The organism is Pseudomonas sp. GW456-E7 (genome assembly GCF_059424105.1).
Genome location: NZ_JBWKZB010000043.1, coordinates 1 through 19,041, shown reverse-complemented (window position 1 = coordinate 19,041; position 19,041 = coordinate 1). Strand labels below are relative to the sequence as shown.

The window sequence follows — 19,041 nt, the reverse complement described above, 5'->3', positions numbered from 1 at the left end:
CTGCGGCAGCTCCTACAAAAAATTACCGGGACACCATGGAATTCATCCGCACCCGCATCGAAACCCAAATCATGAGCCTGACCGGTTTGTCCCTGGGCAAGCTCGACCTGGAAAACCCCAAGGGCGACCCCGGGCTGTTCGGACCGGATTCGGTGAGCTGGCAAGTCCATGGCGATTTCAGCAGCATGCTGATCGGTGGCATCAGCGCCCTGATGCTGCAGGCCCTGCACCCGCTGGCATTGGCCGGGGTCTGGGACCATTCGAATTTTCGTGAAGACATGCTCGGTCGCTTGCGCCGCACCGGGCAGTTCATCTCCGGCACCACCTTCGGTTCGCGGCAAGACGCCGACTGGTTGATCGAGAAGGTTCGCACCATTCACTTGCAGGTGACCGGCACGGCGCCGGATGGACGCCCCTATGCCGCCAGCGATCCCGATCTGCTGACCTGGGTGCACGTCGCCGAGGTCAGCAACTTCCTCGCCGCGCATTTGCGCTATCGCAACCCGCAACTGTCCCCAGCCGATCAGGATCGCTATTACGCAGAGATCGCCCTGGTCGCCGAGCGTCTCGGTGCCCGGGATGTGCCCCGTTCGCGGCAGGCCATTGCCGACTACCTTGAGCGCGTGCGCCCGCAACTGCTGTGCGACGAGCGCAGCCGCGAGGTGCTGCGCCTGTTGTTGAACGCGCCCTCTCCCAGTCGTTTGGCCAAGCCGTTCGGTGGGTTGATGATGCAGGCGGGGATCGATCTGTTGCCGGACTGGGCCAGTGACATGCTCGGCGTCAGCCAGAACCCGCTGCAACGCAAGCTGATCCGCGCCAGCGTCAATCGCAGCGCGCCAATGCTGCGCTGGGCGGTGCGTAATGGATCGGTGCATCGGGCCAAACGACGGATGGGGTTGTTGAGTTAGACACAGCCGAAAAGCATCGCGAGCAGGCTCGCTCCCACAGGGGACTTTTGTTGGTCGCAGATCCGTGTACGACACGAATCCAGTGTGGGAGCGAGCCTGCTCGCGAAGGGAGCACCTCGGTCCAGCTCCAAACTGTTAAACTCCCGCGCCCAATTCTCTCCTGCAAGGCGCCCAGCATGTCTTCCTTGAATCAGGCGCTGCGCGCCGCCCTCGATCAACGCCAGGACCTGCTCGCCGAACTGCACCAGCAGGGCACCGATTGCTATCGCCTGTTCCACGGCAGCCAGGAAGGTGCCGGTGGCTTGACCATCGACCGCTACGGCCCGCAATTGCTGGTGCAGAGCTTCCATCAGCCGCTGGAGCGCGAGGCGCTGCTGCAGCTGCACGACGCGATCAACCAATACCTGGGTTTTGAAACCCTGCTGGTCTACAACGACCGCTCCCGCGGTAACTCGCGCATCGATCGCGAAGACATCGTCTACCGCGCCGACGAAGCCGCCCTGCAAGACCTGGTCGGCCACGAATGGGGCCTGAACTATCGGGTGCGTGGCCGCCATGCCGGACAAGACCCGCTGCTGTTCCTTGACCTGCGCAACACCCGCGGCTGGGTCAAGGATCACAGCAAAAACAAAAGCGTGCTGAACCTGTTCGCCTACACCTGTGGCGTCGGCCTCAGTGCCGCCGCCGGCGGCGCGCGCGAGGTGTGCAACCTGGACTTCGCCGAAGGCAATCTGGCGGTCGGTCGCGAGAACGGCCAACTCAACCCGCAGTTGCCGCCCATGGAATTTATCCAGTCCGACTACTTCCCGGCCATTCGCCAACTGGCCGGCCTGCCGATCAGCCAGCGCCGCGGGCAAAAACTGCCGAGCTATCAGCGCCTGGAACAGCGCCAGTACGATTTGGTGCTGCTGGACCCACCGGCCTGGGCCAAGAGCGCATTCGGCACCGTCGACCTGCTGCGCGACTATCAGAGTCTGCTCAAGCCGGCCTTGTTGACCACTGCCGACAACGGCGTGCTGATCTGCTGCAACAACCTGGCGAAAGTCAGCATGGACGACTGGCGCGAGCAGGTTTTGCGTTGCGCAGAGAAGGCCGGGCGGCCGGTGCGTGAATGGAGCGTGATGAAACCAGGCGCCGACTTTCCGTCGATGGATCAGCAACCACCGCTGAAAACCCTGATTCTGCAGCTCTGACAGCTGTGGGAGAAATCTGAAACTTCCTCGACAGGTCAATCACTTCGGAACCAGAAACGCGTGCCATACTCCAAGGCACTCCGATTCAGACAGATGAAGCCGCACATGTACAAAGGATTGATTCGCGCCATCGGCGCCTTGTTGACTGCTCTGGCTCTCTACAGCTTGCTGGGTTTTCTGATTTTACCGGGGGTGGCGTTGCGCATTGCCAACCAGCAACTGGCCAACTACGCCACCACCCCCGCCACGATCCAGCGGATCGAGTTCAATCCGTTCAGCCTTGAACTGACCCTCTGGGGCTTGAACATCGGCGAGCCCGGCAAGGAGCAGGTCGCTTTCGAACGCTTGTACGCCAATCTGCAACTCGACAGCCTGTGGACCAAGGCGGTGCACCTGTCCGATGTCGAACTGGACAAGCCCAAGACCGAAATCCTGTTCGGCAAGGACGGCAAACTCAATCTGCTTGGGCTGTTCAAACTGCCAGAAAGCGAACCCACGCCCGCCGACCCGGATGCCAAGCCGTTTCCGCTGCGCATCGAGCGGATCAAGCTGGCCGGCGGCGCCGTGCACTTTGAAGACGCCCGCCCCAGCGAGCCCATCGAGTTTCTCTACGACTCCCTCGATTTCGAATTGAAGAACCTCAGCACCCTGCCCGATGACAGTGCCGACATGACCCTGGTGGCCGTCGGCCCCAATGGCGGACAGATCGACTGGACGGGCAATTTCAGTCTGATCCCGATCGCCTCCGAAGGTAAGCTGAAAATCACTGATGGCAAGATGAAAGCCTTTTGGCCCTATGTGCGCGATGCCGTTCCACTGGATCTCGAAAACGGCATCATGAGCATCAGCACCGACTACAAACTCAGTCTGTCCAAGGAAACCGAGCTGCTGCTGAGCAATGTTGCGGTCACTGTCGCCCCCTTCGCGATCAAGGCGCCGGATGGCCGGCCGCTGGTAAAGCTTGAGCGACTGGACGTCAGCGAAACCACGGTGGACCTGGCCAAACAGCAGGTGGTGGTCGGCAAGATCCGCAGCCACAAACTGGAAACCTGGGCCGCGCTGGAACCGGACGGCCAACTCGACTGGCAGAAACTGTTCGCCAGCCAACCGTCAAAAGCCACCGCCAAAGCCAAGGCGGATGCCGAACCGGCCAGCACTCCGGCGGCGGCAGACTCACCGAAACCCGAACCGGGCGCACCCGACAAACCCTGGCAGGTACTGATCAAGGATGTGCAACTGCGCGACTACAAGGTGCATCTGGCTGACCGCAAGGCGCAGCCTGCCGTCGCTCTGGACCTGGCTCCGCTGAACCTCGACCTGCAAAACTTCGACAGCCTCAACGGCTCGCCCTTTACCCTCAAGCTCGATACCGGCGTGGGCAAGCAAGGCAAGATCATGGCCGACGGCGAGGTCAACCTGGCCCCGGTCAGCGCCACGCTGAAGGTCCAGACCAGGGACATCGACCTGCGGGTTGCCCAGTCCTACATCACGCCATTCATTCGCCTGGAACTGCGCAGCGGCATGCTCGGCAGCGATCTGGCGGTCAACCTCAAAAGCACCGAGCCCCTGGCCTTCAACGTCACCGGTCGCGCCCAGGTCGATCAGTTGCATACCCTGGACACCCTGAAAACCCGCGACTTCCTCAAGTGGCAACAGGTCGTGGTCGAAGGCCTGAACTATCAGCATGGGGACAGCCTGTCGATCGATAAGGTCAACCTGTTCCAGCCCTATGCGCGTTTCATGATCAACGATGATCGCACCACCAACATCGACGATCTGCTGATCCCGCAACCAGCGGACTCCGGGGCAAAACCGGCAGCGAGCAAACCGACAAGCAACGAAAAACCGTTGGGCATCCACATTGGCGGCATTTTCATCAATGACGGTTCGGCCAACTTCGCCGACTTCAGCCTGACCCCGAACTTCGCCACCGCCATCCAGCAACTCAACGGGCAGATCGGCACCATCGACAGCCGCCAGCCGAAACCGGCCAGTGTCGACGTCAAGGGCAAGGTCGACCGCTACGCGCCGGTGACCATCAAGGGCTCGGTCAATCCGTTCGACCCGATGGCCAGCCTCGACATCGCCACCAGCTTCAAACGCGTGGAACTGACTACGCTGACCCCCTACTCCGGCAAGTTCGCCGGCTACCGCATCCGCAAGGGCCGGCTCAATCTCGACCTGCACTACCAGATCACCAAGGGGCAGCTCAAAGCCGACAACAAAGTGGTGGTCGAGCAACTGCAGCTGGGTGAAAAAGTCGACAGCCCGGATGCCGTGAGCCTGCCGCTGAAACTGGCGATTGCCTTGCTCAAGGACGTCGACGGCAAGATCTCCATCGAGCTGCCGGTCACCGGCGATCTGAACAACCCTCAGTTCAGCGTCATGCCGATTATCTGGCAGACCCTGCGCAACCTGATCGTCAAAGCCGCAGCGGCGCCGTTCAAACTCATTGGCGGGCTGGTCAACGGTGGCGGTTCGGAAGACCTGGGCAGCGTTTCATTCGCGGCGGGTTCCAGCGAGTTGGGCAAGGACGCCGAAGGCGCCCTGGACAAACTGTCCAAGGCACTCAAGGAGCGCCCGGCCCTGCGCCTGGAAATCGAAGGCACCGCCGCCCAGAGCAGCGATGGCCCGCTGATCGCCGAACAACGCCTGGAACGGGAATACCAGTACAACTACTACAAAATGCTCCAGCGCCGCGGTGACAAGGTCCCGGCCCAGGCTTCGTTGCTGGAAGTGCCGGATGGGGAAAAAGGTCCGTTGCTCGAAGGTATTTACCGCACCCGCCTGAAAACCCAGCCCCCTGCCGAATGGAAGGACCTGGGCAAGGAAGAGCGCACCGCAAAAATGCGCGCCGAGGTGATCAAGTTCTGGAGTTCCAGTGACGTACTGTTGCGTCAACTGGGCCAGGAGCGCGCCAGCAGCATCAAGGATTACCTGGTCGACAAGGCCAAACTGGAAGATGAGCGGGTGTACTTCATCGACGCCAATCTGGGCGAAGCGGAAAGTGACGGCCGCGTGGTGACACCGATGCATCTGGATGCCGAGTGATGATGCGGCGGCTGGCAGGCCTGGTCCTGGCGCTATCGGCCAGTCAGGCCTGGGCCGCCGATACCCTGCGCTGCGGCAGCCAATTGATCAGCGTCGGTGATCGCTCGAGTGAGGTGGTGCAGAAATGCGGTGAACCGGTGAGTCGCGACCTGCTGGGCTACAAGCGCAGTGCAGACCGGCGCGAGGAGTTTCAGGTCGAGGAATGGACCTACGGACCGAATGGCGGCATGTATCATTACTTGCGGTTCGAAGGTAATCGGCTGAAACAGATCACCAGCAAACGCGGCAATTGATTAACCACGATTCAATGTGGGAGCGGGCTTGCTCGCGAAAGCGGTTTTTCATTCAACGCATGTGTTGAATGTCAGTCAGCCTTCGCGAGCAAGCCCGCTCCCACAATTGTTTACGGCGAACCACATAAAACAGGCCCCGGCAAAAATGCACGGGGCCTGTGGTGGCCAACATCCGTTTGGCCCTTCGCATGAACACTCAGGTTGCAACAGACGTATGACTCGGCTCGTCTGTCGCGCCTTCTCCCGGTCCAGGCGAGAAGTCTTGCCTTACTCGGCTTTCAGGCCGTCAGCGGAGACCGCCTTGACGCCTTTGATTTTCTTGGTGATGGCCACAGCCATTTCCTTTTGCGAATCGGTCACGGCGGTGGTCGACGACAGCGATACCACACCTTTGTTGGTTTCAACCTTGATGTCGCTACCTGGAATACCTTTTTCGGTCATCAGGTCAGCTTTGACTTTGGTGGTGATCCAGGTATCGGAAGTGGCTTCTTTCGCTTCGGTCATCTCACCGGCAGCCAGCACCATTGGCGACTGGGTTGCCTGGGTGGTTTGAGCAAACGCGGCGTTGGCCATGGTCAGGGTCAGCGCGGTAGCAGCAGCGGCAGTGATAGCGAACTTCTTCATACGAGTAACTCCTGTTTTTCGGAAAGTCTGCCGGGTGTCTTGTCGGCAGGGTTACCAAGGATATTGCGAACGCTGTGCCAACTTTGAGACCAAGGATAAAACCTTATAAATCAACAAGTTATAAAATCAGCTAATTTTCGGAATCATGCAAAATGCACGAGATGCACAAACACTGCATGCAAGTTGCGGGTTTATGAAAAGTTCCTAAGATGCTGAAATTTCTGAGCTTTATGAGCGGCTTTTGACGACCGGTCGACAAACAGGAAAAACCCCGCAAAAGCGGTAGTGCTCACTGTATCTGTGGCGGGGGAGCTTGCTCCCGCTGGGGCGCGAAGCGGCCCTGAAAATGGGACTGCTGCGCAGTCCAGCGGGAGCAAGCTCCCTCGCCACAGATGAACAGCATTACGCAAAAGCGGGGAATTGATTGAGCAACTCATGCCGCAGAACCGGAACACCCTTTAGGCAAGTAATCCGAGGAAACACTGCTCTTGCATGACCAGCCTTTGGCTTCGTCCCGTGTCAGGGTGACGGTTTTGCCCTGGACCACCCCCGGGGCATTGTGCAACGTACATACGATTGATCCCGCTCCCTCCGGCGTTGTAGCCGTCACAGACAGGGTGCAATGGGTGGTCGATGCCTCACCGGCGGGCGCCACGTTGGCAATTGTCGGCGTTTCCCCCTGATTGATCACATCCTCGAACGGCACTTTCATCGCAGTCAGCTCGGCCATCGCCGCCGTGACCTTGGCCCGGGCCTGGTACTTGGAATACATCGGCAGGCCCAGTGTTGCCAGGATCCCGATGATCGCCACCACGACGAGCAACTCGATCAGGGTAAAACCTTTCTGATTCTTCATGTACAAGCTCCATGCATGAGTCGAAGGCTCATGACCTGCCCCTTGGCAGCACAGCCTGTGCCAAGGCCGGAAGCCCCTGTTGGCAGGGGACCTGGTAGCCGTCAGGCCTTTTCCTCCCACCAGAACCCGCACTATCTGACGTTTTTTGTCACCTCACCCTGGCGGGTTTGGCCCCATCCTTTGACTAGGCTATAAGAGCAACTCAATCGGAATACCCAGGACTGAACATGGCGGTCAAGGCAGCGAAAATCAGCGTGTATGCATGGGAAGGCATCGACCGCAAAGGCACAAAAGTGACCGGCGAACTCAGCGCTCAAAACCCGGCGCTGATCAAGGCGAAACTGCGCAAGCAAGGCATCAGTCCCGGCAAGGTTCGCAAAAAAAACCCATCTGTGTTCAGCATGGGCAAGCGTATCAAGGCCCAGGACATTGCCCTGTTCACCCGGCAAATGGCGACGATGATGAAGGCCGGCGTACCGTTGTTGCAGTCCTTCGACATCATCGGCGAGGGCTTCGATAACCCGGCCATGCGCACGCTGGTGGACGAACTGAAACAGGAAGTTGCAGCAGGCAGCAGCCTCGCCGCCGCCCTGCGCAAGAAGCCCCGGTATTTCGATGAGCTGTATTGCAACCTGGTGGATGCCGGCGAGCAGGCCGGTGCCCTCGACACCCTTCTGGAGCGGGTCGCGACCTACAAGGAAAAAAGCGAATCCCTCAAGGCCAGGATCCGAAAAGCCATGACCTACCCACTGGTGGTGGTGTTCGTCGCGGCGATTGTCACCGGGATTCTGCTGGTCAATGTCGTGCCGCAGTTCGAGTCGGTGTTCAAAGGCTTCGGCGCCGAACTGCCGGCCTTCACCGTGATGGTCATTGGCCTGTCGCAATTCATGCAGGCCTGGTGGTGGGTGGTCCTTGGTGCACTGCTCACGATGGCCTTCGGCGTGCGCCACGCCCTCGGGAAGTCCCCGGCCTTGCGTGACCGGATGGACACCTGGCTGCTGAAACTGCCGCTGGTGGGCACCCTGATGCACAAGTCCGCCGTGGCCCGGTTCGCACGTACACTGTCGACCACTTTCGCTGCTGGCGTGCCGCTGATGGAGGCCCTGCAATCAGTGGCCGGCGCGACCGGCAATAGCGTGTTCAAGCGCGCTGTGTTGCGCATCCGGCAAGACGTTTCGACCGGCATGCAATTGAATTTCGCCATGCGTACCTCCGGCGTCTTTCCGAACATGGCGATACAGATGACGGCCATCGGCGAAGAGTCAGGCACCCTGGACGCCATGCTCGACAAAGTCGCGGGATTCTACGAAGACAACGTCGATAACATGGTCGATAACCTCACCAGCCTGATGGAGCCGTTCATCATGGTGGTGCTGGGTGTTATCGTCGGTGGACTGGTAGTTGCCATGTACCTGCCCATCTTCCAACTTGGCTCAGCGATCTGACATGCCCTTGAATGAAATCCTGATTCACTCTCCGCTGGCCTTTGTCCTTCTCGCAGGCATCACCGGCCTGCTGGTCGGCAGTTTCCTCAATGTCGTGATCTGGCGCCTGCCGAAAATGCTCGAACGCGACTGGCGTGAGCAGGCCCATGACATTCTCGGGCTACCTGGCGAAACGCCACTGCCGACCTACAACCTGTTGCTGCCCCACTCCCAGTGCCCGCACTGCGGTCACCGAATCCGCGCCTGGGAAAACATCCCGCTGCTCAGCTATGTGTTTTTGCGCGGCCGCTGTTCAGGCTGTGCGGCAGCGATCAGCCCGCGCTATCCGTTGACCGAACTGGCCTGCGGGTTGTTGTCGGCGTTTGTTGCCTGGCACTTCGGCTTCGGCTGGCCGGCCGCCCTGGTGCTGGTCCTGAGCTGGGGATTGCTGGCGATGAGCCTGATCGACGCCGAACATCAGATATTGCCGGACGTACTGGTGCTGCCGTTGATTTGGCTGGGGTTGATCGTCAACAGTTTCGGCCTGTTCGTGTCGTTGCACGAGGCGCTTTGGGGAGCGATCGCCGGCTACGGCCTGCTGTGGTCGGTGTTCTGGCTGTTCAAGCTGATCACCGGCAAGGACGGCATGGGCTACGGTGACTTCAAGCTGCTGGCGATGCTGGGCGCCTGGGGTGGCTGGCAGATTTTGCCGCTGACCATCCTCCTGTCCTCGCTGGTGGGTGCCATTATCGGGCTGATGCTGCTGCGCTGGCGCAATGCAAAAACCTCGACACCGATCCCTTTCGGTCCCTATCTGGCCATTGCCGGCTGGATTGCCTTGCTCTGGGGTGGTCAAATAACCGACCTCTATTGGCAGTTTGTCGGTTTGAAATGAATACCCCTGTGGAAAAACCCTGGATTCTCGGCCTGACCGGCGGTATCGGCAGCGGTAAAAGCGCGGCCGCCCAACACTTCATCGATCTGGGCGTGCATGTGGTCGACGCCGATCATGCCGCTCGCTGGGTCGTTGAACCTGGCCGCCCGGCACTGGCACAAATCGCCGAACACTTCGGCCCCGGCGTGTTGCAGACCGACGGTCAACTGGACCGCGCCGCACTACGCAAATTGATCTTCGAAGTGCCTGAAGAGCGCCGCTGGCTGGAGGCCCTCTTGCATCCACTGATCGGCGAGGAAATCGCTCATCACCTGGCGCTGGCAAAATCACCTTATGCGATTCTGGTATCGCCGCTGCTGATCGAGTCCGGTCAGTACGCCATGACCCAACGGGTGCTGGTGATCGATGCCCCGGAACAATTGCAGATCGAACGCACCCTGTTCCGTGACCAGACCAGCGAGCAGCAAGTCCAGGCGATCCTCAAGGCCCAGTCCAGCCGCCAGGATCGCGTGAGCCATGCCGACGACGTCGTGGTCAACGACCGCGATCTGGCCTGGCTGCACAGCGAGGTCGAACGCCTGCATCACTTTTATCTTACTTTGCGTGGAGGCCAGTCATGAGCCAACCAACAACCGTCGAATGCCCAACCTGTGGCGCCCCCGTGGAATGGACCGCCGAGAGCAAATTCCGGCCATTCTGCTCCGATCGCTGCAAACTGATCGACCTGGGTGCCTGGGCGTCCGAAGAACACAAGATTCCAGTGGCTCCCGATGCCGAGGACGAGATGTTCAGCGGTGACTTCGATCCGCGCCACTGATCCACCGGTTCGACGATTTCAGGGCTTGGGATCGTCGTCCTTCCAGGGGGCCGAGAGGTAGCGGGTGCGGTTGAACGTCTCAAGCCACTCCGGACAAAACACGACCAGCGCACTGACGATCATGCCGTTGATAAAGGCTTCGGGAAAAATGATCAGCCATAGATATCCGACAAAATCTTCCAGCCAGTACGGCATGGCAAAACGCTCGTCGAACCATAGCAACCAAAGCGCCAGCAGCAGGCACAGCAATGCCGACAGCGCGGCGGCGAAAAATCCGGAAACGAAGATATACACAAAAGGATTTCGTGGCTGCGCCCGCTCCACCAGGATCGCGCAACACTCGGTGACCAGCACCGGCAGTGCAATCAACAGCGCGCCATTGACCCCGACGGCCGCCAGGTCCTGTCGGCCGAGCAGCACCAGCCCCGTTTGTGCAACCAACCCGCCGAGCAGCGCCAGCGGCCAGTCCAGCAGTAGCGTCACCGCTGTCATGCCGATGAAGTGGTAAGACACGCCGGTATCAAAGTCGCGCCGCACCAGCCACAACAGAAACAGCGCAAACACCGTTCCAAACAGCAGGTGCTGACGACGGCTGTCGGTGAACAGTTCAACCCAGGGCGCGCGCCAGATCGCCCAGATCAACACGGGCACATAGATCAGCCAGCCGACCGCAAGGGTTTGCGATGACAGCAACTCTGCACCGATCATGGCTACGCGCGACTCCTTGGCGAAAGACAAATGACACTCAGTCTACACCGCCGCTCGCCTGCCCTTCGACTTCAAGCCCAATGCCGCGGATCGTTCGTCACCGCGTCATGTTCGGCAAACAGCTTCGGCAACTCAGACTTGAGAAAATCCACCCAGGTGCGGACCTTGGCATCGAGAAAGCGTCGCGAAGGATACAGCGCATACACATTACGCTCGCGCAGGCGCCATGCCGGTAACAGGCGCAGCAAAGTGCCGTCGCTCAAGGGCCGCGTCGCGGTGTAGAACGGCAGCAGGCTGATGCCCATGCCCGCCTCCGAAGCCTTGACCATCGACTCGGCAACGTTGCACTGAAAGGTCTTGGCCGGGCTGACGGCGTGCTCGCCGTGCTCGTCCTGGAAAAGCCATTGATCGCTGTACAAGGGGTCGAGCATGCGCAGGCATTGATGATCGTTCAGCGCCAGCGGCTGCCGCGGTACACCCCGGCGTTGCAAGTAAGCCGGGGAGGCACAGGGCACGCTGTAGATCTGACCAACGGCCTGCGCAACCCTTTGCGAGTCGGCCAGTTCGGGAGCTATCGAAATCACCACATCGTGCCCCTCCTCCAGCGGATCGGGATTGAGCTGCGACAAGGTCAGCTCGAACACCACATCGGGATAAAGCTCGCTGTAGCGGGCGATCAACGGTGTGAGCAGCACACCCAGGCCGTTCATGCTGTGCACCCGCAGGCGTCCGGCCGGATTGATATGAGCGCCACGGGCCTCGGCCGTTGCCTCATCCATGGCGTCGACGATTTGCCGGCTGCGCAGCAGGAAGCGCTCGCCGGCGTCGGTCAGGCTCAAGCGCCGCGTGGTGCGTTGCAGCAGGCGCGCCTGTACATGTTCCTCCAGATCCGCGACCAATCGGGATACCTGCGCGGTCGACAGATCCAGCGCATCGGCAGCCCCGGTGAAACTGGCGCAATCCACCACCCGGATGAACACGCGCAAGTTGTTAAGCACATCCATAAGCCCCCCTCGGGCGATGACTGTTACGTTTTATGTAAGGCTGCATCCGCCGTTCGCCCCTTTATCCGTCGGTGGCAAAGACTAAAATTCAAACATCACCTACAACACGGAGCACGCCAACATGAAAACGTTGATCAGCCTGTTGCTGACCGTCATCGCCACCTCGGCCATGGCCGCTGACAACGAGCCGCTCGCAGTCCTGTACAACCCGGCGCAGTCACTGGACATCGCCAAAGTGGTTTCTGTGTCCGACACTGCGACCGCGTGCGGGGTTGTACCGGCGACCATGGAGTATGTCGATCATCAGGGCCAGACCCACCGCGTGACCTATAACGTCATCGGTGATTGCACCAGCAACCTGTAATCAATGGGCTCACAGCAAGGTCCAGGTGTAGCTGAGGATCAAGCGGTTCTCGTCGATATCACTGCGGTAGTTTGAACGCGCCATCGCGTTGCGCACTCGGATGCCAAGGCCTTTGAGGCTGCCGCTCTGCAACACATAGCCGATGTCCAGGTCACGCTCGCGATCCTTGCCTTCATAACCCTTGCCGGTATCGACGTTATTGCCGCTGATGTAGCGCACGGTACTGGTCAGCCCCGGTACGCCGAGCGCCGCGAAGTCATAGTCGTAGCGCGCCTGCCAGGAACGTTCATCGGTGGAGGCGAACTCGTAGGTCGGCACTTCGTTGCCCAGCGGCGAGATGTTGGCAAACACCCGTGGAAACGCGCTGTCGCCGAACATGCCCTGATAGCCGACGTAAAACGTATGACCGCCACGCTTGGCCGACAGCAACGAGAAGAACGCCTGGTTGTCGATGTTGCCCAGCAGTTTTTTGCCGTCCTCGCGCGAATCGTAGTAACCGAGGTTGGCGCCGAGGATCCAGTCGCCCACCGGTTCACTGTGCTTTAAACCCAGAAAGCGCTGGTTGTAGATATCTTCCAGTTGCCCGTACCAGGCGCTGACCGAGCTGAGCTTGTCGTTGAAGGCATAATCAGCGCCGGCAAAATTGAAACCGTCACTGCTGACCTGGCGCTGCGGCACGTGCCCCAGCATCGCTTGCATCTTTTCGTCGCCAGCCTCGTTGCGCAGGCTGGTTGAACTCAAGTGACCACCCTGCAGCGTCAGGCCATTGATCTCGCTGGAAGTGATACTTGCACCCTGATAACTCGGTGGCAGCAGGCGGATATCGCTGAATGCCAACACCGGCAGATTGGGTTGCAACTCACCGACTTTCAGCTCTGTTCTGGAGTAGCGCATCTTCAACGCGCCTTCCAGGCGGCTGTAGTTGTCCGGCGCGCGGCCGTCGTCCTGCACCGGCAGCAAACCGGTATTGGTCCGGTCCGGAGCGCTGTCGAGCTTGAGACCGAGCAAGCCGATGACGTCCACCCCAAACCCGACAGTGCCCTGGGTGTATCCGGACTTCACGTTGAGGATGAAACCCTGGGCCCACTCTTCAGCCTTCGATTGCTGGTTGGCGCCGACGATGTCGGAATAGTCGCGGCTGAAGTAGTAATTGCGCGCCTGCAACGTCGCGGTGGTGTCTTCGACAAAGCCGGTTTGCGCCGCCATCGCACCTGTGGAAAAACTCGAGACGACAGCCAGGGACAACGCCGAACCGGTTGTTGGGAGAATCTGTTTCATCGTTTTTCTCTTATTGTTATTGATCGACTGGTTGAAGGACTTCAGTAGCCGTGGATTGGCGATGGGGAACGGGACGACGGACGCTCAACAGCACATGGGTGACCATGCCGAAAATCAGCCCCCAGAATGCCGCGGACAAACCGAACAACGACATGCCCGAAGCCGTGACCAGAAAGGTCACCAGCGCGGCTTCACGATCGCTCGGCACCGCCATCGCGCCCGTCAACGCGCCGGCAATGGCGGCGAACAGGGCCAGCCCGGCCAGCGCCGCGATCAACTCTTTGGGGAACGCTGAAAACAGCGAGACCAGCGTGGCGCCGAAGATCCCCAACAGCAGGTAGCACAGGCCGCCGACGACCCCGGCCACGTAGCGTTTGTGAGGATCTTCGTGGGCTTCGCGACCGGTGCAGATCGCCGCGGTGATCGCCGCCAGATTCAGCCCATGGCAACCAAAGGGCGCCAGCAGCGCGGTGCCCAGCGCGCTGCTGGCGATGATCGGGCTCGCCGGCGTCGGATAACCGCTGGCGCGCAGCACCGCCATGCCGGGCACGAACTGACCGGTCAGCGCCACCATCACCAGCGGCAAGGCGATGTTCAGGATCGCGCCCAGGCTGAACTCGGGCGTGATCCACACCGGCGTGGCCAGGCCGATCACCAGCGCTTCACGATGCAAATCACCGGTGAACGCGGCAATCGAACACCCCACCACCAGCACCAGCATCACCGCATAACGCGGCATCACGCGCTTGCAGATCAGGTAGCAGGCAAACATCGCCAGGACCAGCACCGGCTTGTGCTGCATCGACACGAACAACCCGGTGCCGAAACTGAACAGGATCCCCGCCAGCATCGCCGCCGCGATGGCCGCGGGCAGCCTGCTGATGATCCGGTCGAAAGCCCCCGAGATGCCAACCACGAAAATGACCAGGCTGCTGACCAGATAAGCCCCCACCGCCTCTGCCATGGAGATGTCCGGCAACAGCGTCACCAGCAACGCCGAGCCTGGCGCCGACCAGGCGATGATCACCGGAACGCGGTAGCGCAGGCTCAAACCGATACCGAGCACGGCACTGCCAATTGAGATCGCCCAGATCCAGGACGACAGCATTTCCCGCGAAAGATGGGCCGCTTCTGCCGCCTGAAAGATGATCACCAATGGACCGGCATAGGAAATCACCGTGGCAATGAATCCAGCCACCGCGGCTGACAACGAGAAGTCCTGGAAAAACGCTTTCATCACTCAGGCACCGGTCGCTGACAACACAGGATTGAGACCTGCAGCGCTGCGTCGGCTGCTTATGGCGAACACGGTCATGGCCAGGGCCGCCACCGCACCGGGCACGGCAAACGCCATGAAATTCAGCTGCAGGGGCAGGCTGATCCCGAGCAAGGCACCACCCAGCAGCGGACCGACGATGGCCCCGTTGCGCCCAATGCCCGACGCCCAGCCCAGACCGGTAGAACGAATCGTCATGGAATAAAACTGCGCGGCGCAGGCGTACAAGAGAATCTGCGAGCCAATGGTGGTGGCACCCGCAATGGCGATCAGCAGGTACAACACCGGCATCGGGCTGTTGAAGCCCAACAGCGTGATCGACACCGCCGCCATGGCGAAAAACACCGCCAGCACCCGCGGCAGATTGAGTTTGTCGCCCAGCACCCCGCCACCGACCGCACCGAAGATCGCCCCGAAATTCAACACCAGCAGGAACGACAGGCTCGAACCCAGGCTGTAACCGGCGTTGGCCATCAGTTTCGGCAGCCAGGAACTCAGCGCGTACACCATCAACAGGCAGCAGAAAAACGCCAGCCACAGCATCAGCGTGCGCAGCGCACGGCCTTCACGGAACAGCTGCAACACCGGGGTGCCCGTGCCTTTTACCTCGGCCATGTGCAGTTGATCGGAGGTTTGCGCGACGTAGGCCGGATCGATGCGCTGAAGAATATTGCGCGCCTCTTCATGACGCCCCTGACGCAACATGAAGCCCACCGATTCGGGCAGGAAATACATGATCAGCGGCAACAACAGCAACGGCAGGACCGCCACGTAAAACACCGACTGCCAGCCGAAACTCGGGATCAGCACAATGCCCAGCCCGGCAGACAGCATCCCGCCCACCGAGTAACCGCTGAACATGATCGCGACCAGCGTGCTGCGGATTTTTTTCGGCGCGTACTCGTTCATCAGTGCGACGACGTTAGGCATCACGCCGCCAATGCCGAGCCCGGCAATGAAGCGACAGAGGCCAAACTCCGTGGGGTTGCGGGCGAAACCATTGAGCACGGTGAAGCCACTGAAGAGCATCACGCAGATCGTGATGGCTTTTTTGCGGCCGATCCTGTCCGACAGCGGACCGAAGAACAGCGCGCCGAACATCATGCCGAACAGTGCATAGCTGCCCAGTGCACCGGCTTGCAGAGGACTGAGCCCCCACTCTTTCATCAGCATCGGCAAGACCACGCCGTAGATCACCAGATCGTAACCGTCGAAGATGATGATCAGGGCACACCAGAACAGCACCATCCAGTGAAAGCGGTTGAAACGAGCGTTGTCGATAACCTCATGTACGTCGATCTTGCGCATGGCATCTATCTCTTGTTGTTGTTTTTTAGAGCGGCGGTAACACGGCTTACGTCCGTACAGCCGAGGGTAGAGCCGCCCGCCACGTGGCAATAGCCAGTGCGCGCAGATCACTATCCGTTTTGTGCAGGGCCCTGAAACGGGCATGGGAACGGAAGGCTTATGAGCCTCTCCGACAAATTGTCTTCTTTGCGATCACATTTGAACGCTAAGCTTGGGCCTATGGATGACTCAGATTATTTACGCCTGCTGACCATCGCGGCCGAGCAAGCCAACGCGTTTTTGTCCAATGCCCGCAAATGGGAGCGTGAGCGTTGGGTGTGCCAGCGCCTGTTGCAAGGTTTGAACATTCCCTATCGCGCCGATGAGTTCGCCCCCGCCGGGGAGCCGCCGGATGTGTTGTTTCGCGATGCCAGTTTCGAGGTGTTCTTCGTGCTCGACGAGGGCCGGCGCCTCAACGATGAATGGCGCGACGAACTGCAACGCCGACGCAGCGCGTTTTCCCTGAGCCAGCTGGTACGCCGCGAGGCCAAGCCACGACGCATCCCCGCCAACGAGTTCTTGCTGCGATTGGCGCCGACCTTGCGCAAAAAAGCGCACAACTACAAAGAGCGCGGCATGGATCTGGGTGAACTGGACATCATTGCCTTCGCCAGCCTCAAACGCGAAGTATTGGACCTCAACAGCCATTTCCCGCCGCCGACCGAGTACCTGCGCCAGGGCTGGCGTTCGCTGTCCTTGGTCGGGCCGACATTTGCCCGCGTGCTGTTCGCTCACCCGGATGCGCCGGACTTCTTGCGCAGCAACCTGGGACGCAGCATTGTCTTCGACGTCGGTATCAGCCTGTGAGCCCGCTGCAGGAGCTGATCGCCGAGGTGCCGCAACAAGGTCGTGTGCGCTGGATCGGCGTGCGCCCGCAATCACGTTCGGCGATGCTTGAACTCGATGCCGTGGAAGCGCGCCTGGAGGCCGGCCTGACCGGCGACCACGCCCGCCCCGGCGTGCGCAATGCGCGGCAGGTCACGCTGATTCAGTGGGAGCATCTGGCGGTGATCAGTTCGCTGATGGGGCGTGCACAGGATCATCCGGTCCGGCCTGAAGATCTGCGGCGCAATCTCGTTATCAGTGGCATCAATCTGTTCAGCCTAAAGGGCCGCCGCTTCCGGATTGGCCAGGCAACGTTCGAAACCACCGGCTGGTGCCAACCCTGCGCGCGCCTTGAAAGCAACCTGGGCATCGGCACCTTTCAGGCCGTGCGCGGACATGGCGGAATCACTGCCCGGGTGTTACAAAGTGGAATCATTCGCCTGGACGATATCGTCAGCGTCGAACCCGTTCCAGACAGTGGCTATGCTGCGTTCAACCCTGGGTAAAAACACTGTAGCTTCCACACATTCAGCAACGTCTACCTTTGACGAGGCCCGATATGACCAGCCGCCTGAACCCCGACGACCAAAAGCATGTCGAAGAGTACCTGCAGTTGTCCCAGCACCAAGTCGAGCGCCGACCTTTCCGGCCGTGGATGCTCCTTGTACTGGTATTGGCAGTGACCATTGGTCTGGGCCTGTTGAGCCGACTTATCAGTTACCTGACGCTATGAGCTGCCTTGCGCTCGCTCGGGTAATTGCACCGATTTCTTTTAGCCTTGCGAGTTATCCTTATGTCCCATCGTATTGTCATTGTCGGCGGCGGCGCCGGCGGTCTGGAGTTGGCTACCCGTCTGGGTAAGACTCTGGGCAAGCGCGGTACGGCCAGCGTGATGCTGGTCGACGCGAACCTGACCCACATCTGGAAACCCTTGTTGCACGAAGTGGCAGCCGGGTCCCTGAACTCTTCCGAAGACGAACTCAACTATGTCGCCCAGGCCAAATGGAACCACTTCGAGTTCCAGCTGGGGCGCATGAGCGGGCTGGATCGCGCGAAGAAAAAAATCCAGTTGGCCGCCACCTATGACGAAGCCGGCCTGGAACTGGTGCCGGCCCGCGAAGTGCCTTACGACTCGCTGGTGATCTCCGTCGGCAGTACCACCAACGATTTCGGCACCCAGGGCGCAGCGCAACACTGCCTGTTCCTCGACACCCGAAAACAGGCCGAGCGCTTCCACCAGCAACTGCTCAATCACTATCTGCGCGCTCACGCCGGCCAGACCGACACGATCGAGCAAATCAGCGTGGCCATCGTCGGCGCCGGTGCCACCGGGGTCGAGCTGGCCGCCGAGCTGCACAACGCCGCCCACGAACTGGCAGCCTATGGCCTGGACCGGATCAAACCGGAAAACATGCACATCACCCTGATCGAAGCCGGTCCACGGGTGCTGCCGGCGCTGCCGGAGCGGATTGGCGGGCCTGTGCATAAAACCCTGGAGAAACTCGGGGTCAACGTCATGACCAATGCCGCAGTCAGCGAAGTGACGGCCGACAGCCTGATCACCGCCGACGGCAACGAAATCAAGGCCAGCCTGAAAGTCTGGGCCGCGGGGATTCGCGCGCCGGGTTTCCTCAAGGACATCGATGGCCTGGAAACCAACCGCATCAATCAACTGCAGGTGCTGCCGACGCTGCAAACCACTCGCGACGAGAACATCTTCGCCTTCGGCGACTGCGCCGCCTGCCCGCAACCAGGCAGCGACCGCAATGTGCCACCACGCGCCCAGGCCGCTCACCAACAGGCTTCGTTGCTGGCCAAATCGCTGAAACTGCGCATCGAAGGCAAGCCCCTGCCGGAGTACAAGTACACCGACTACGGCTCGCTGATCTCACTGTCGCGTTTTTCGGCTGTGGGTAACCTGATGGGCAACCTCACCGGCAGCGTGATGCTCGAAGGCTGGCTGGCGCGGATGTTCTACGTGTCGCTGTATCGCATGCACCAGATGGCACTGTACGGCCCGTTCCGCACGGCGATGCTGATGTTGGGCAGCAAGATCGGTCGCGGTACTGAGCCACGGCTGAAGCTGCACTGATGTAAACCTGTGGGAGCGAGCTTGCTCGCGATGGCGTCCTTTCTGTCGATATCAATGTCGCCTGATACACCGTCATCGCGAGCAAG

Annotated in this window: 20 protein-coding genes; 13 read left to right on the top strand and 7 right to left on the bottom strand. The window is 60.3% G+C overall.

Features of this window, described 5'->3' with window-relative positions; genetic code table 11:
- Positions 1 to 35 precede the first annotated feature (35 nt).
- The 4 genes from AC07YV_RS23310 to AC07YV_RS23295 all read left to right on the top strand — a co-directional run bounded on the left by AC07YV_RS23310 (position 36) and on the right by AC07YV_RS23295 (position 5,445).
- Positions 36 to 908, top strand: a complete 873-nt coding sequence (locus AC07YV_RS23310) for an oxygenase MpaB family protein (protein WP_102701623.1) — start codon at positions 36 to 38, stop codon at positions 906 to 908.
- 176 nt (positions 909 to 1,084) lie between these two features.
- A complete protein-coding gene (locus tag AC07YV_RS23305; RefSeq protein ID WP_102701622.1) occupies positions 1,085 to 2,101 on the top strand; it encodes a class I SAM-dependent rRNA methyltransferase in 1,017 nt (338 codons plus the stop codon).
- A gap of 93 nt (positions 2,102 to 2,194) precedes the next feature.
- Positions 2,195 to 5,152, top strand: coding sequence for a DUF748 domain-containing protein (locus tag AC07YV_RS23300; protein ID WP_102701621.1), 2,958 nt, complete (start codon positions 2,195 to 2,197; stop codon positions 5,150 to 5,152).
- Positions 5,152 to 5,445 (top strand): DUF2845 domain-containing protein, encoded by a 294-nt coding sequence (locus AC07YV_RS23295; protein WP_102701620.1) that lies wholly within the window; start codon positions 5,152 to 5,154, stop codon positions 5,443 to 5,445. The genes AC07YV_RS23300 and AC07YV_RS23295 overlap by 1 nt, the downstream gene beginning before the upstream one ends.
- A gap of 267 nt (positions 5,446 to 5,712) precedes the next feature.
- Here the strand turns inward: AC07YV_RS23295 and AC07YV_RS23290 are convergent, their stop codons facing one another.
- On the bottom strand, positions 5,713 to 6,069 hold the full coding sequence (locus tag AC07YV_RS23290) for a BON domain-containing protein (protein WP_056728649.1): 357 nt from the start codon (positions 6,067 to 6,069) through the stop codon (positions 5,713 to 5,715).
- A gap of 433 nt (positions 6,070 to 6,502) precedes the next feature.
- A complete protein-coding gene (locus tag AC07YV_RS23285) occupies positions 6,503 to 6,925 on the bottom strand; it encodes a pilin (protein WP_102701619.1) in 423 nt (140 codons plus the stop codon).
- A 227-nt stretch (positions 6,926 to 7,152) separates the two neighbouring features.
- Between AC07YV_RS23285 and AC07YV_RS23280 the strand changes: the two genes are divergently transcribed.
- From AC07YV_RS23280 to yacG, 4 genes are read left to right on the top strand one after another with little or no spacing between them, the layout of a single operon-like run.
- Positions 7,153 to 8,370, top strand: a complete 1,218-nt coding sequence (locus AC07YV_RS23280; protein WP_102701618.1) for a type II secretion system F family protein — start codon at positions 7,153 to 7,155, stop codon at positions 8,368 to 8,370.
- A 1-nt stretch (position 8,371) separates the two neighbouring features.
- Positions 8,372 to 9,244 carry a prepilin peptidase gene (locus AC07YV_RS23275; protein ID WP_102701617.1) on the top strand — a complete coding sequence of 291 codons (873 nt, stop codon included), beginning with the start codon at positions 8,372 to 8,374 and terminating at the stop codon, positions 9,242 to 9,244.
- Complete coding sequence (coaE, locus tag AC07YV_RS23270) at positions 9,241 to 9,864, top strand: dephospho-CoA kinase (protein WP_102701616.1); 624 nt, start codon at positions 9,241 to 9,243, stop codon at positions 9,862 to 9,864. The genes AC07YV_RS23275 and coaE overlap by 4 nt, the downstream gene beginning before the upstream one ends.
- Positions 9,861 to 10,061 carry a DNA gyrase inhibitor YacG gene (gene yacG, locus AC07YV_RS23265; RefSeq protein ID WP_007970539.1) on the top strand — a complete coding sequence of 67 codons (201 nt, stop codon included), beginning with the start codon at positions 9,861 to 9,863 and terminating at the stop codon, positions 10,059 to 10,061. Before coaE ends, yacG begins: the two co-directional genes overlap by 4 nt.
- An 18-nt stretch (positions 10,062 to 10,079) precedes the next feature.
- Here the strand turns inward: yacG and AC07YV_RS23260 are convergent, their stop codons facing one another.
- Both AC07YV_RS23260 and AC07YV_RS23255 read right to left on the bottom strand, forming a co-directional pair.
- Positions 10,080 to 10,769 (bottom strand): energy-coupling factor ABC transporter permease, encoded by a 690-nt coding sequence (locus AC07YV_RS23260; protein ID WP_102701615.1) that lies wholly within the window; start codon positions 10,767 to 10,769, stop codon positions 10,080 to 10,082.
- Positions 10,770 to 10,840: 71 nt separating this feature from the next.
- The gene (locus tag AC07YV_RS23255; protein ID WP_102701614.1) at positions 10,841 to 11,773 is read right to left on the bottom strand and encodes a LysR family transcriptional regulator; all 933 of its coding nucleotides are present in this window, start codon (positions 11,771 to 11,773) and stop codon (positions 10,841 to 10,843) included.
- 121 nt (positions 11,774 to 11,894) lie between these two features.
- Here AC07YV_RS23255 and AC07YV_RS23250 point away from each other — a divergent pair, with 121 nt between their 5' ends.
- Positions 11,895 to 12,137, top strand: a complete 243-nt coding sequence (locus tag AC07YV_RS23250) for a DUF2790 domain-containing protein (protein WP_102701613.1) — start codon at positions 11,895 to 11,897, stop codon at positions 12,135 to 12,137.
- A 9-nt stretch (positions 12,138 to 12,146) separates the two neighbouring features.
- On the opposite strand, the gene AC07YV_RS23245 is transcribed toward AC07YV_RS23250, so the two are convergent.
- Genes AC07YV_RS23245 through AC07YV_RS23235 form a run of 3 tightly spaced genes read right to left on the bottom strand, consistent with a single transcriptional unit; the run spans position 12,147 to position 15,999 of the window.
- A complete protein-coding gene (locus tag AC07YV_RS23245; protein WP_102701612.1) occupies positions 12,147 to 13,415 on the bottom strand; it encodes an OprD family porin in 1,269 nt (422 codons plus the stop codon).
- A gap of 16 nt (positions 13,416 to 13,431) precedes the next feature.
- The gene (locus AC07YV_RS23240; RefSeq protein WP_102701611.1) at positions 13,432 to 14,652 is read right to left on the bottom strand and encodes a benzoate/H(+) symporter BenE family transporter; all 1,221 of its coding nucleotides are present in this window, start codon (positions 14,650 to 14,652) and stop codon (positions 13,432 to 13,434) included.
- 3 nt (positions 14,653 to 14,655) lie between these two features.
- Entirely contained in the window at positions 14,656 to 15,999 is a 1,344-nt protein-coding gene (locus AC07YV_RS23235) for an aromatic acid/H+ symport family MFS transporter (protein WP_102701610.1), read from the bottom strand.
- A gap of 219 nt (positions 16,000 to 16,218) precedes the next feature.
- On the opposite strand from AC07YV_RS23235, the gene AC07YV_RS23230 reads away from it, so the two are divergent.
- From AC07YV_RS23230 to AC07YV_RS23215, 4 genes are read left to right on the top strand one after another with little or no spacing between them, the layout of a single operon-like run.
- A complete protein-coding gene (locus tag AC07YV_RS23230) occupies positions 16,219 to 16,845 on the top strand; it encodes a DUF1780 domain-containing protein (protein WP_007970534.1) in 627 nt (208 codons plus the stop codon).
- The gene (locus tag AC07YV_RS23225) at positions 16,842 to 17,369 is read left to right on the top strand and encodes an MOSC domain-containing protein (protein ID WP_102701609.1); all 528 of its coding nucleotides are present in this window, start codon (positions 16,842 to 16,844) and stop codon (positions 17,367 to 17,369) included. The genes AC07YV_RS23230 and AC07YV_RS23225 overlap by 4 nt, the downstream gene beginning before the upstream one ends.
- Positions 17,370 to 17,422: 53 nt before the next feature.
- On the top strand, positions 17,423 to 17,596 hold the full coding sequence (locus AC07YV_RS23220) for a DUF3094 domain-containing protein (RefSeq protein ID WP_007970531.1): 174 nt from the start codon (positions 17,423 to 17,425) through the stop codon (positions 17,594 to 17,596).
- Between the two features lie 60 nt (positions 17,597 to 17,656).
- On the top strand, positions 17,657 to 18,955 hold the full coding sequence (locus AC07YV_RS23215) for an NAD(P)/FAD-dependent oxidoreductase (RefSeq protein ID WP_102701608.1): 1,299 nt from the start codon (positions 17,657 to 17,659) through the stop codon (positions 18,953 to 18,955).
- Positions 18,956 to 19,041: the final 86 nt, after the last annotated feature.